Raw genomic sequence first — 12,689 nt, forward strand, 5'->3', positions numbered from 1 at the left:
CAATTAGCACTCTCCTACTAAGAGTGCTAATACAGCGGCGCGCACCTCGGCAAGCTCCGGGTGTGGGAGATCTGTGTCACACGGTAATCCGCCTCGCCGCGAGGACGCCCGCGAGTCCGAGTGCCGCGGTCCCGGCGAGGACCGCGAGGAACGCCGCCGGTGCCGCGCCTTCCGCCGCGATGAGCGACCGAGTCCACTCGCGACAGCCGTGGCCAGGGTCTGCGCCAGCTGGAGCGCCGCGCTGACCGAGCCCTGTTGCTCGTCGGGGCGCGGCCGAGGGTCTCGGTGGTGGCGGCGTTGAACGCGACACCCATGCCGGCTCCGCCGATCACCCAGCCGAGCGCCGCGAGCAGCCCTGGACCGACGAGTACGCCGTAGGCCAGTACCGCCACCTCGGCCACCAGGACTGCGAAACCCAGACCCACCGCCATCCGCCGGTTGCGGTCCCAGTTCGCTTGCGCTGCCGAGCCGGCCACCCAGCTCAGCGCCCCGGCCGACAGGCCCAGGCCGGCTTCGAAGGCGCTCACGTGCCGAAGTTCGGTCAACCCCAGCGGCAGGAACGCCCCGGTGCCGAAGTACACCGCGCACAGCAGGAACCGCACGACCACCCCGGCGGGGACGCCGCGCCGGACGACGAGCGTCCCGGCCAGGGTGACCTGCCGCAGCGCCAGGATGGCGAGGGCGAAACCGGCGGAGGCGAGCGGAACCAGCACCGCGACGGCGCGGAGTTCCAGTACGGCCAACAGGATCGCGGTTCCCGCGGCGAGCGCGGTGCTGCTGACGAGCGGCCGCCACCGGGACGATCGCAGGGTCGTGGCGGCCGGCCGTGCCAGTCCGGGGAGCGTGCACCAGCCCGCGACCCCGGCGAGCGGGATCATGGCCAGGAACACCCACCGCCAGCCCGCCGAACTCGCCACCGCCGCCGCGACGACCGGGCCGGCCAGCGACGGGATCGTCCAGGCCGAGGACAGCAGCGCGAACATGCTGGCATGCAGCCGTTCGGGGTAGACCAGCCCGATCAGCGTGTAGGCCATCGCCATCACCGCGCCGACCCCGGGGCCCTGTGTGAACCGGCCGAGCAGGAACACCGGCCACGAGGGGCGAGGCCGGCCAGCGCGCTGCCGAGTGCGAACGCGACCAGCCCGGCGGCAAGCGGACGGGCCGGCCCGCCCCGGTCGGCGGCGTGACCGGCGAGGACGGTGTCGACGATGTTGGCCAGCATCAGCGCGGCCAAGGCCCAGCCGTAGGAGCCGAGGCCGCCGAGCAGGCGGGAGATGTCCGGGAGGATGGTCGCCACCCCGAGGGATTCGAGCGCGACCAGTCCGACGGTGAGCACGATGCCGACGGTGCGGGCCCGGTAGCGGGCCGAGAGCACCCTCGGAAGCCGGGGAGAGGGTCATGGCGGCGATTATGTTCCATACCGGAACGAAATCGAAGTGCTAGGGTGGCGGCTGTGACGGGCACCCGGGCCGGCCGGCCACGCGACGAGCGCATCGATGGAGCCGTCCGCGAAGCGACGGTGGACCTGCTGAACGAGGTGGGCTACGCGGCGCTCACCCTGGAGGCGGTGGCGACCAGGGCGGGCACGAGCAAACCCGCGCTACGCCGCCGCTGGCGGGGGCGTCCGCACCTGGTGGTCGACGCGCTGGTGGCCACCGTCGGCGCGGTGCCGACGCCGGACACCGGGTGCACGCGCTGCGACCTGATCGCGGGCATCGGGACGCTCAGCGAGGCCTTCACGACCCGGATCGGACGGCGCGTGCTGCCCGCGCTGGTCGCCGACCTCGCCGACGATCCGGAACTCGCGGAGGTGTTCCTGCGCGACTACTTCCACACGCGACGGAGGTCCACGGCGGAAGCCCTGCGCCGCGGCGTCGAGCGCGGCGACCTCGACCCGGACCTCGACTTCGACCTCGTGCTCGACATGCTCGCCTCGACCACCTACTACCGGGTCCTCTTCGGACACCTGCCGGTCACCGATCACCTCGCGGAGCAGGTGGTGGACGTGGTGCTGACCGGAGCCGCCACGCCGGGCTGGCGCGGCTGCGCTCACCGGCCCGGGCCGCCGGGGCGGACCAGGCCGGACTCGTAGGCGATGTGCACCAGCTGGGCGCGATCGCGGGCATCCAGTTTGGACAGCAACCGGCTCACGTAGGTGCGGGTCGTGGCCGGGCTCAGGAACAGCCGCCCGGCGATCTCGTCGTTGGACCGGCCCGCGGCGACCTCGGCGAGCAGTTCCGGTTCCCGCTCGGTCAGGCGCGCCAGCCGCCCCGGGTCGGTGCGGTGCCCGTGCGCCGCCGCTATCACGCGCCGGGTGACCGACGGCGACAGCAGTGCGTCACCTGCGGCGACCGTCCGACCCGCGGCCCGCAGGTCGTCCGGCTCGGTGTTCTTCAGCAGGAATCCCGAGGCGACGGCGCGGATCGCGTCGAAGATGTGCTCGTCGGTGTCGAACGTGGTCAGGACGACCACCCACACGGCACGCAACCGCGGGTCGGCGACGTGCGGCCGTTGTCCCGCTCGGATGCCGTGGCGGAACGCGACTTCACGTTCCGCCGCGGCGGGGCCGAGCACCACGGGATGACACTGTGGACGGTCAACGGGATGCCGTTCAGCGCGGACGGCGTCGTGGCCGAGCCCGCCCTGGGCACGGTGGAGCTGTGGCCGTTGCGGGCGCAGAACGTGCCGCACCCGATCCACATCCACCTCGCGCCGTTCCAGGTGCCGGGCGCCGCGCACGGCTGGAAGGACACGGTCGACCTGGGCAACGGCGACCAGGCCGAGGTGCTCATGCGGTTCGAGGGTTATCGCGGGAAGTACGTCCTGCACTGCCACAACCTCGAACACGAGGACATGATGATGATGGCGAATTTCGTGGTCCGGTGAGTTACTCCTCGCCGTCGAACTCGAAGGCCTCTTCCAGCATCTCGCCCATGATCATGCCGCCGACGACACCCGCCGCGGCGCCGGCCACCATGCCGCCGACGCCCATGCCGCGGCCGTGACCGTGGTGGCCGTGGTGGCCGGGGTGGTAGCCACCGAAGGCCGGGTTGCCGAACGCGGAGTGCCCGCCGCGCTGGGCGGCTTCGCTCAGCCACTGCCCGATGAGCGCGGCCCAGTCGGCGTTCTCCGCGTCCTGGTGCGACATCTGGAAGCGGCCGAACGAGTCGCCGCCTGCCTGCATGAAGCGGCCCCGCCGGTCGGCCTCGAGCACGACGGCGAGATCGTGCGGCCCGGCGACGAAGGTCAGTTCGACCTCGTTGATCCGCCCGGCGAACTCGGCCGGCGGGAAGAACTCGAGCTCCTGGTAGAAGCCCAGCTCCTGGCGCACGCCGTAGAGGTGGCCCGCTTCCACGTCGGCGTTGCGGAAGCGGAACCCGAGCTGCCCGAACGCGTCGAGCACCCGGTCCTGCGACGGCAGCGGGTGCACGTGGACCGGGTCGAGGTCACCCTTGTCCGGCGCGCCCGAGATCACCAGCTCGGTCCGCACACCGACCGCCATGCCGTGCAGGAGCGAGTCGCCGACCGCGGTGATCGGCGTCTCCCACGGCAGGCGCAGCTCGAACGGCACCGTGACCAGCTGACCGGACGGCACCCGCACGCCCTGCTGCACGAGCTGGCGGTGGAACTCCCCGGTGGCCGCGGACTCGTGCCCGCCGTGCTCGATCTCGATCCGCGTGACCAGCGACAGGACGACCTGGTCGATGGCCGCGTCTGCGCTGCCGCCCTGGATCCGGACCTGCCCCGTGACCACCCCACCGGGCGTCACGTGCGGCGAGTCGAGCACGGTGTCGACCGACGGCCCACCGATGCCGAAGGCGCTGAGCATCCGCTTGAACATGGACAGTTCCTCCTGAGATCCGGACAAAACAGACTCAAGATCGAGACTATCGCCACCCCACCCGCCGCGGTGGGTCAGGAGCCCAGGTACCGCAAGACAGCCAGCACCCGCCGGCTGTACCCGCTCGTATGGCTCAACCGCAGCTTGTCGAAGATCGCGTTCACGTGCTTCTCCACCGCGGACTGCGACACGTACAGCTCCGCCGCGATGCCGGCGTTCGTGTGCCCCTCGGCCATCTTCGCCAGCACTTCGCGTTCCCGGGCGGTCAGCGTCGCGAGCGGGTCGGCGTGCGTGGTGCGTGCCAGCAGCCGCCGGACGACCTCGGGGTCGAACGCCGCCCCGCCGGATCCGACCCGTTCCAGTGCGTCGAGGAACTCGCCGACCTGCATCACCCGGTCCTTGAGCAGGTACCCCACCCGACCGCCGTCGTCCGTGATCAGCTCGGTCGCGTACCGCTTCTCCACGTACTGGGACAGCACCAGCACCCCGACGTCCGGCCAGCGCCGCCGGATCTCCAGCGCCGCCCGCAGGCCCTCGTCGGTGTGGTCGGGCGGCATTCGGATGTCCGTCACCACCACGTCCGGCTGCGCCCGGGCCACCTCGTCGAGCAGCTCCGTGGCGTTGCCGACCGCGGCGAGCACCTCGTGGCCCTCCTCGGCGAGCAGCCGGATCAGGCCCTCCCGCAGCAACGTCGAATCCTCGGCCAGGATCACCCGCACGGCAGCTCCGCCCGCACGACCGTCGGCCCGCCGGCCGGACTGTCCACAGTGAACACGCCGTCGGCCGCGCCGACCCGCCTGGCCAGGCCGGATAGCCCGTTGCCCGTGACCTGAGCGCCGCCAACGCCGTCGTCGGTGATCGTCACGCCGACCATCCTGCCCGCCCGCGCCACCGCGATCTCGATGCGGCTCGCCGCCGCGTGCTTGATCGCGTTCGTCACCGCCTCCGACGCGACGAAGTAGGCGACCGTCTCGGTCGCCGGATCCAACCTCTCCGCCAGCGCGTACGAGAGCGCGACCGGCAGGCTCGACCGCTCGGCCAGCGCCTCCAGCGCCGTGGCAAGCCCGCCTTCGTCCAGCGCGATCGGGTACACGCGCCACGCCACGTCCCGCAGTTCCTGCAGCGCGAGCTGCGTCTCCTCGTGCGCCTGCCGCAGCAGCGCCTCCGCCCGCTCCGGGTCCTTCGCGCGCCGGGCGCGGCCGAGCAGCATGCCCAGCGACACGATCCGCTGCTGCACCCCGTCGTGCAGGTCGCGTTCGATCCGCCGCCGCTCGTCGTTCACCGCCTCGACGACCTCGGCGCGGCTGTGGGTGAGCGCGTCGACCCGGCGCTGCAACCGTTCCTGCTTCGTGGGGCCGAAGAAGTGGTGCGCCAGCGTGCGTTCCAGTGCGCCGACGCCGATGAGCCCCTGCACGGCGAGGAACACGAGCAGCGCGCCCATCAGCAGCAGCACGGGCACGTCGAACCAGTCCTGGTCGTCGCCGAGCGGCTGCCCGCCCGCCAGCCGCCACACCGTGATCACCGCCGTCGCCAGGCCCAGCCCGATCAAGGCGAAGACACCCGCGCCGAGACCGCCCGCGACGCTGCGCGACGCCAGGTACCGCAGCGCGCGCGAGTCGCGGTAGTCGTCCGAGGTGGGGTAGTCGAGGAACCGCTGGAGCCGCGCCCGTTCCCGCTCGGCGAACCAGCGGGTGGCCCGGAACACGGTGGGGCGCGCGGCCGGCACCGCGAGGGCGAGCGTCGCCACGACGACGAAGGCCGCCTCGGCGAACGCACTCAGCCCGCCGAGCGCCAGGCCCGCCGTCACCCGGATCGCGCGGCGCAGGTCCACTGTGGGCACAACCCGAGGTTAGCGGGGTTCCGCCCGGCCGGTACTGAGGTTTTCCGCAGGATGATCGGGTGCCGCGCCCCATGTCCGGCCGCCGCCCGCGAACCTAGCTTCGAATCATGGAGCTCCAACTCGCACAGGCCGAACCGCTCGGGGGACTCGCCGGCTGGGCCGTCTCGCTCATGGATTCGCTCGGCGGCCCGGGCGCGGCCATCATCGTCGGCCTGGACAACCTGTTCCCGCCCATCCCGAGCGAGCTGGTGCTGCCGCTCGCCGGGTTCTCCGCGGGCCAGGGCACGTTCAGCCTGCTCGAAGCGCTGGCCTGGACCACGTTCGGCTCGGTCGCGGGCGCCGTCATCGTCTACTGGCTGGGCGCGCTGCTCGGCCGCGAGCGGACCCGCGCGCTGCTGCTGCGCATCCCGCTGGTCAAGGCCTCCGACTTCGACCGCACCGAGGCGTGGTTCGCCAAGCACGGCACGAAGGCGGTGTTCTTCGGCCGGATGGTGCCGATCTTCCGCAGCCTGATCTCATTGCCCGCCGGGATCGAGCGGATGGCGTTCGGCAAGTTCCTCGTGCTCACCACGCTGGGCAGCCTGATCTGGAACACGATCTTCGTCGTCGCCGGCTACCTGCTCGGCGCGAACTGGCACGTGGTGGACCGCTACGCCGGCTTCTTCCAGTACGCGGTGATCGGCGCCGTCGCGATCGCGCTCGCGGTGTTCGTCACCACCCGGCTGCGTGAGCGCGTCCGGGCGTGAACACGGAGCCGCCCTCCCCCGGGGCAGGGGAGGGCGGCTCCGCTCGCGGGCGTCAGGCGGCCTGGGCCACGGGGGTGGTGGCCGGCGCCAGCGCCAGGTCGAGGACCTCACGGACGTTCGACACCGGGTGCACGTCGAGCTGGGCCAGCACGTCCGCGGGGACGTCGTCCAGGTCCGGCTCGTTGCGCTGCGGGATGATCACGGTCTTGATCCCGGCCCGGTGCGCGGCCAGCAGCTTCTGCTTGACCCCGCCGATCGGCAGGACGCGGCCGGTCAGCGACACCTCACCGGTCATCGCCACGTCGGACCGCACCACACGGCCGGACAGCAGCGACGCCAGCGCCGTGGTCATCGTGATCCCGGCGCTCGGCCCGTCCTTCGGGACCGCGCCGGCGGGCACGTGGACGTGCACGCCCCGGTCCTTCAGGTCGCCGACCGGGAGTTCCAGCTCGGCGCCGCGGGACCGCAGGTAGGACAGCGCGATCTGCACCGACTCCTTCATGACGTCACCCAGCTGCCCGGTGACCGTGAGCCCGGAGCTGCCCGACTCGGGATCGGCCAGCGACGCCTCGATGTAGAGGACGTCCCCGCCCGCGCCCGTGACGGCCAGGCCGGTTGCCACGCCCGGGGTCGCGGTCCGCTGGGTCGACGCGGGCAGCGCCGATTCCGGCAGGTGCCGAGGGCGGCCGAGGTAGCCCTCCAGGTCCGCCGCGTCGACGGTCACCGGCAGCGTCGCCTCGTCCAGCGCGACCCTGGTCGCGATCTTGCGCAGCACCTTCGCGATGGTCCGGTTCGCGCTGCGCACGCCCGCCTCGCGGGTGTACTCGGCGGCGATCCGGCTCAGCGCCGCGTCGGTGAACCGCACGTCGTCCCGGCCCAGCCCGGCCCGCTCCAGCTCACGCGGCAGCAGGTGATCGCGGCCGATGACGACCTTCTCGTGCTCGGTGTAGCCGTCCAGTGTGACCAGCTCCATCCGGTCCAGCAGCGGGCCGGGGATGGTCTCCAGTGCGTTGGCCGTGGCGAGGAACACCACGTCCGAGAGGTCCAGCTCCACCTCGAGGTAGTGGTCGCGGAAGGTGTGGTTCTGCTCGGGGTCGAGGACCTCCAGCAGCGCCGCGGTCGGGTCGCCGCGGTAGTCGGCGCCCACCTTGTCCACCTCATCCAGCAGGATGACCGGGTTCATCGAGCCGGCCTCCTTGATGGCGCGGACGATCCGGCCGGGCAGCGCGCCCACGTAGGTGCGGCGGTGGCCGCGGATCTCCGCCTCGTCCCGGACACCGCCGAGCGCGACGCGAACGAACTTCCGGCCCATTGCCTTCGCGACCGACTCGCCTAGCGAGGTCTTGCCCACCCCGGGAGGACCGACCAGCGCCAGCACCGCTCCGGAGTGCCGCCCGCCGACCTGGCCCTGTCCGGCCTCGGCGCGCCGGGCGCGCACGGCCAGGTACTCGATGATGCGTTCCTTTACGTCGTCCAGGCCCGCGTGGTCGGCGTCGAGCACCGCCCGCGCCGCCGCGATGTCGTGGACGTCGGTGGTCCGGTCATTCCAAGGGAGCTCCAGGACCGTGTCCAGCCAGGTGCGGATCCAGCCGCCCTCCGGCGAGGCGTCGGAGGTGCGCTCCAGCTTGTCCACCTCGGCCAGCGCGGCCGTGCGGACGTGCTCGGGCAGGTCGGCCTGCTCCACGCGGGCGCGGTAGTCGTCCTGGTCGGTGGTGCCGTCCAGCTCGCCCAGCTCCTTGCGGATCGCCTCCAGCTGGCGGCGCAGCAGGAACTCCTTCTGCTGCTTCTCCATGCCCTCGGCGACGTCCTTGCGGATGGTGTCGGTCACCTCGAGCTCGGCCAGGTACTCCCGGCTCCACTCCAGCGCCTTCTCCAGCCGCGCCGCGACGTCGAGTGTGGCCAGCAGCTCCAGCTTCTGGTCGGTGCTCAGGAACGGCGAGTTGCCCGCGAGGTCGGCGACCGCGGACGGGTCCTCGACCTGCTGCACCGCGTCGATCATCTGCCAGCCGCCGCGCTGCTGGAGGATCGAGATCACGACGGTCTTGTACTCGGCGGCCAGCGTCCGGGCCTGGTCGCCGACGACCTCGGCGACCGGCTCGGCGGACACCCAGCGGGCGGCGCCGGGGCCGTCGCCGTTTTCGCCGATACGGGCGCGCCGGGTGCCGCGCAGCAGGACGGCGGCCTTGCCACCGGGGATCCGGCCGACGCGCTCGATGGTCGCGACGGCGCCCAGCTCGGCGTACTCCCCGTGCACCCGCGGGACGATCAGGACCTCGGCCTGCGCAGACGGCAGCGACCGGATGCCCGGGAACGACGGTGTGCTCGGCGCCTTGCTCTGCGCGGAGTCGACCGCGGCACGGGTCTCGGCGTCGTCGAGCTCGAGCGGGACGATCATGCCGGGCAGCACGACGTCGTCGTCGAGGGGCAGTACGGGGAGGAGCCTGGTGTCGGTCATCTTGTTGCTCCCTACCTGGTTGAGTCTGCCTAGCTCAACTTTCTGGCGGCCGGGTTTGTTTCCGCAGGTAGTTCGCTTAGAGCGGACGGCTTCCGGGAACAAACCGGGGCACGTCCGGCAGTGGTTCCAGGTGCCGGGACTGAGATGATCGTCGCATTGCCGGAAACGTTTCCCGGGTGTAACCGGCGAGACCACGCTCAGTCATCGGTTCGGGTAATCCCGATCTCGATTGAATCGCGATCAACGCGGGTGAGTGCAGCGCGACGGCTCGTGGGGAACTCGTCGTAGCCGGGCGTGGCGCTTAACACCGACTACCGGGAGCGATCACCGGAAAGATCCCGCTCACCCGTAAGTCTCCGCTGGTCACCGTAGTTGGCGCGTTGTTAACTATGGGGTGATGTCATGGCGGCCGGAAAGAGGCTGAGGTACGCCCTCCGGGGTACAGTGATCCCCTCATTCGCACCGAGATCACCATCTCGTGCGCGAGTGGGTGCAAACGGGCGCACTGGGGCGAATGGGTGGAAGGAGGTTGCATGCCGGACTCCGATGGCAGGCCCGACGGCCCCGTCCCGGCGGCAGCCGCCGGTGCTGGTGGTGCCGAGGCGCGGGCGGACGAGCGCCGCTTCCGGGTCTACACGCTGACCGTGTTCTCCGTCGGCGTGCTCACCGCCGCCGCCGTGTCGCTGTGGCTGCCGTTCGACGGCTCGGCGAAGCTGTGGTGGATCGGCCCGGTGCTGGCCCTGTCGTTCCTGCTCGCCGAGCAGCTCGGCATCAACGTCGACGTCCGGTCCGGCATCTCCTGGACCATTTCCTTCACCGAGATCCCGCTGGTCATCGGCTTCTTCGTGGCGCCGTTCGAAGTGGTGCTGGCGGCGCACCTGGTCGCCGGGATCAGCACGCTCGTGGTCCGCCGCGTCTCCGGGCGCGTGCTCTACAACGCCGGCGCGTTCCTGTTGGAGATCACCAGCGCGTTCGCCGTGGCCGGCCTGGTCGAGCGGATCATGGGCGCCACCGAGATGACGTGGCCCGCCGCGCTCGCCGGCACCTTGACCGCGCCGCTGACCAGCACGCTGCTGGCGCTGGCCGCCGTCCGGGTGCTGCGCCGCCGGATGCGGATCGGCACCGCGCTCCGGCTCACCGGCCGCATCCTGGTCGTCGGGTTCGTCAACGCTTCGGTCGGTCTGAGCGGCTACCTGGTGATCGCGGGCACGGCCAACGCGTGGCCGCTGGTGCTCGCCGTCTTCGCCGGGCTGTCCGCGCTCTACTGGGCCTACTCCGACCTGCTGCGCGAGCAGCGGGACATGGAAGCGCTCTCCGACGTCAGCCTGATGGTCGCGCGCTCCGGCCAGCAGGCCGCCGCGCGCCCGGCCAGCGGCGCGGACGACCTCGCGGCGGGCGTGAACGTCAGCGAGTGGGAGACGATCGCCGAGCGGATCAAGGACCAGCTCTCCGCCGGCCGCGTCGTGCTGCGGCTGCGCCTGGAGCCGACCGCGGACATGCGCGCCGTCGTCGCGGGCGAGCCGATGCCGTCGGCCGAACTGCCCGCCGACGACCCGATGCTGCGGCTGCCCGGCTCGCACGTGCGGCACTTCCGCATAGCCGAGGCCAACAGCGACATCGCCGCCGGACTGCTCAACCGCGGCGCGCAGGAGGCGCTGGTGGTGCCGCTGCGCAGCGCGAACCAGCTGCTCGGCGTGGTCGAGGCGCACGACCGGCTGTCCCGCTGGCGCGGCTTCGGCAAGTACGACGTCCAGTTGCTCGGCACGATGGCCAGCCACCTGGCGACCGCGCTGGACAACCGCCGCCTGCTCGCCACCCTGCGCCACGACGCCTACCACGACCCGCTCACCGGCCTGCTGAACCGGCCCGGCTTCCGGCAGGTCGCGCGTGGACCGCTGGCCGAGCACAGCGCGTCCGCCGACTCCGCGGTGCTGCGCATCGACCTGGACGTGTTCTCCGCGGTCAGCGACGCGCTCGGCTACGCGTGGGCGGACCGGATGGTCGTCGCCGCCGGCCGCCGCCTGCGTGACGCGCTCGGCCCGGACGTGCCGCTGGCCCGCCTGGAGGGCGCGTCGTTCGCGGCGCTGCTCACCGGTGTGCGCGGCCAGGGCGTGCACGAGGTGGCCGAGCGGCTGCGCTCGCAGCTGTCCGTGCCGTACCCGGTCGACCGGCTGACGGTCGAGGCGAACGCGATGGTCGGCTACGCCTCCACGGCCGACGATGACACCCTCGACCCGGGCGACGTGGACGCGCTGCTGCAGCGGGCCGACGTCGCCGTGCGGGCCACCCGCGGCGGCGAGGAGGTCCGCGGGTATGTGCCGAGCATGGGCCAGATCTTCCTGCGCCGGTTCCAGATGGTCACCCAGTTCCGGCAGGCCATCGAGGAGGGCCAGGTCAGCGTCCACTACCAGCCGAAGGTGTCCCTGCCGAGCAAGCAGGTCCTCGGCGTGGAGGCGCTGGTGCGCTGGCAGCACCCCGAGTTCGGCCGGCTCGACCCGGACGAGTTCGTGCCCGCGGTCGAGGCCGCGGGCCTGGTCGGCGTGCTGACCGGGTTCGTGCTGGAGCAGTCGCTGATCCGGGTCCGCAAGTGGATGGACGAGGGGCTGCGGATCTCCGTCGCGGTCAACCTGTCCGTGCGCAACCTGGCCGACGAGGACTTCCCGGCGAAGGTCGTGGAGGCGCTGCGGAACTTCGACGTGCCGCCCGAGCTGCTCACGTTCGAGCTGACCGAGTCCGGCGTGATGGCCGATCCGCAGAAGGCGCTGCCGATCCTGCGCGAGCTGCACGCGCATGGCATCGTGCTGGCGGTCGACGACTTCGGCACCGGCTACTCGTCGCTGGCCTACCTGCGGCAGCTGCCGGTGGACGAGGTCAAGATCGACAAGAGTTTCGTCCTCGGCATGGGCACGGACCTCGGCGACCTGGCGGTCGTCCGGTCGATCGTCGAGCTGGGCCACTCGCTGGGCCTCGCGGTCGTCGCCGAGGGCGTCGAGGAGGACGTCGCACGGGACCAGCTGGAGGCGATGGGCTGCGACGTCGCCCAGGGCTACCTGATCTCCCGCCCGCTGGCCGAGGACCGCCTGGAGGCCTGGTTGCAGGCCCGGACGGCCCGGTCGGTGGGGCGCAAGATGGAGACGGTGCTGACGCTCCTGACCTAAAGGGGACCCCCCTGCGCGGCCCTCCGGCGGACGATGTAATCTCTTCGAGGCTTCAACGTTCAGGCGTTGGAACTCGCCCCAATAGCTCAGTCGGCAGAGCGTCTCCATGGTAAGGAGAAGGTCTACGGTTCGATTCCGTATTGGGGCTCGGTGGTCAGCAGGCCACTCCGCTTCGGCGGGGGAGTCTGAAGGCCGGTCAAGGCGGTGTAGCTCAGTCGGTAGAGCAAGCGGCTCATAATCGCTGTGTCGCCGGTTCAAGTCCGGCCACCGCTACGCGGATGGGCGGACTATGCTCACGGATTGCGTGAGTCTGATCCGCTTCGCCATTGCATCCGGGGGTCGGACCCCCGGACCCCCGCCAGGGGGCTAGCCCCCTGGACCCCCACCCGGGGCGACTTGGGAGGTCAGGTCGCTTGTGGGGGTTTTCGTTGTGTAGAGAAAGGCTTTGCTGTGGCTGCCACCGACGTGCGACCGAAGATCACGCTGGCGTGCGAGGTCTGCAAGCACCGCAACTACATCACCAAGAAGAACCGGCGCAACGACCCGGATCGCCTGGAGATGAAGAAGTTCTGCCCGAACTGCGGTACGCACCGGGTTCACAAGGAAACCCGCTGACGCCAGCACCCCAGGTTTCGACGAAGGCCGCCCC

General features: G+C 71.5%; 12 protein-coding genes and 2 tRNA genes. 7 read left to right on the forward strand and 7 right to left on the reverse strand.

What is annotated here, in order from left to right; all coding sequences use genetic code 11:
- Positions 1-26: 26 nt before the first annotated feature.
- Both AMETH_RS03015 and AMETH_RS38955 read right to left on the reverse strand, forming a co-directional pair.
- Positions 27-1,040 carry an MFS transporter gene (locus tag AMETH_RS03015; RefSeq protein WP_267283508.1) on the reverse strand — a complete coding sequence of 338 codons (1,014 nt, stop codon included), beginning with the start codon at positions 1,038-1,040 and terminating at the stop codon, positions 27-29.
- Complete coding sequence (locus AMETH_RS38955) at positions 1,040-1,375, reverse strand: MFS transporter (RefSeq protein ID WP_209436844.1); 336 nt, start codon at positions 1,373-1,375, stop codon at positions 1,040-1,042. The genes AMETH_RS03015 and AMETH_RS38955 overlap by 1 nt, the downstream gene beginning before the upstream one ends.
- 78 nt (positions 1,376-1,453) lie before the next feature.
- Here AMETH_RS38955 and AMETH_RS03020 point away from each other — a divergent pair, with 78 nt between their 5' ends.
- Positions 1,454-2,092, forward strand: coding sequence for a TetR/AcrR family transcriptional regulator (locus AMETH_RS03020; RefSeq protein WP_017986563.1), 639 nt, complete (start codon positions 1,454-1,456; stop codon positions 2,090-2,092).
- On the opposite strand, the gene AMETH_RS03025 is transcribed toward AMETH_RS03020, so the two are convergent.
- Positions 2,050-2,577, reverse strand: a complete 528-nt coding sequence (locus AMETH_RS03025; protein WP_410468224.1) for a LuxR C-terminal-related transcriptional regulator — start codon at positions 2,575-2,577, stop codon at positions 2,050-2,052. The two genes, AMETH_RS03020 and AMETH_RS03025, sit on opposite strands and share 43 nt — an antisense overlap.
- Positions 2,578-2,580: 3 nt before the next feature.
- Here AMETH_RS03025 and AMETH_RS03030 point away from each other — a divergent pair, with 3 nt between their 5' ends.
- Positions 2,581-2,886, forward strand: coding sequence for a multicopper oxidase domain-containing protein (locus AMETH_RS03030; protein WP_026153752.1), 306 nt, complete (start codon positions 2,581-2,583; stop codon positions 2,884-2,886).
- A 1-nt stretch (position 2,887) separates the two neighbouring features.
- Here AMETH_RS03030 and AMETH_RS03035 read toward each other — a convergent pair whose 3' ends face one another.
- The 3 genes from AMETH_RS03035 to AMETH_RS03045 all read right to left on the reverse strand — a co-directional run bounded on the left by AMETH_RS03035 (position 2,888) and on the right by AMETH_RS03045 (position 5,672).
- Entirely contained in the window at positions 2,888-3,841 is a 954-nt protein-coding gene (locus AMETH_RS03035; protein WP_017986566.1) for a sporulation protein, read from the reverse strand.
- Positions 3,842-3,915: 74 nt separating this feature from the next.
- Positions 3,916-4,560, reverse strand: coding sequence for a response regulator transcription factor (locus tag AMETH_RS03040; protein ID WP_017986567.1), 645 nt, complete (start codon positions 4,558-4,560; stop codon positions 3,916-3,918).
- Entirely contained in the window at positions 4,551-5,672 is a 1,122-nt protein-coding gene (locus tag AMETH_RS03045; protein ID WP_017986568.1) for a sensor histidine kinase, read from the reverse strand. The genes AMETH_RS03040 and AMETH_RS03045 overlap by 10 nt, the downstream gene beginning before the upstream one ends.
- A 116-nt stretch (positions 5,673-5,788) precedes the next feature.
- Between AMETH_RS03045 and AMETH_RS03050 the strand changes: the two genes are divergently transcribed.
- Positions 5,789-6,427 carry a DedA family protein gene (locus AMETH_RS03050; RefSeq protein WP_017986569.1) on the forward strand — a complete coding sequence of 213 codons (639 nt, stop codon included), beginning with the start codon at positions 5,789-5,791 and terminating at the stop codon, positions 6,425-6,427.
- Between the two features lie 52 nt (positions 6,428-6,479).
- Here AMETH_RS03050 and lon read toward each other — a convergent pair whose 3' ends face one another.
- Positions 6,480-8,882, reverse strand: coding sequence for an endopeptidase La (gene lon / locus AMETH_RS03055; protein WP_017986570.1), 2,403 nt, complete (start codon positions 8,880-8,882; stop codon positions 6,480-6,482).
- A 533-nt stretch (positions 8,883-9,415) separates the two neighbouring features.
- Here lon and AMETH_RS03060 point away from each other — a divergent pair.
- The 4 genes from AMETH_RS03060 (at position 9,416) to rpmG (ending at position 12,655) form a co-directional block, all read left to right on the forward strand.
- Positions 9,416-12,040 (forward strand): putative bifunctional diguanylate cyclase/phosphodiesterase, encoded by a 2,625-nt coding sequence (locus AMETH_RS03060; RefSeq protein WP_017986571.1) that lies wholly within the window; start codon positions 9,416-9,418, stop codon positions 12,038-12,040.
- Between the two features lie 75 nt (positions 12,041-12,115).
- Positions 12,116-12,188, forward strand: a tRNA-Thr gene (locus AMETH_RS03065).
- 52 nt (positions 12,189-12,240) lie between these two features.
- A tRNA-Met gene (locus AMETH_RS03070) sits at positions 12,241-12,313 on the forward strand.
- Between the two features lie 177 nt (positions 12,314-12,490).
- Positions 12,491-12,655: a 50S ribosomal protein L33 gene (rpmG, locus tag AMETH_RS03075; RefSeq protein WP_005453176.1), complete on the forward strand. Its 165-nt coding sequence runs from the start codon at positions 12,491-12,493 to the stop codon at positions 12,653-12,655.
- The last annotated feature ends 34 nt before the right edge of the window (positions 12,656-12,689 follow it).

Origin of the sequence: Amycolatopsis methanolica 239, assembly GCF_000739085.1 — a bacterium.
Lineage (GTDB): Bacteria > Actinomycetota > Actinomycetes > Mycobacteriales > Pseudonocardiaceae > Amycolatopsis_E > Amycolatopsis_E methanolica.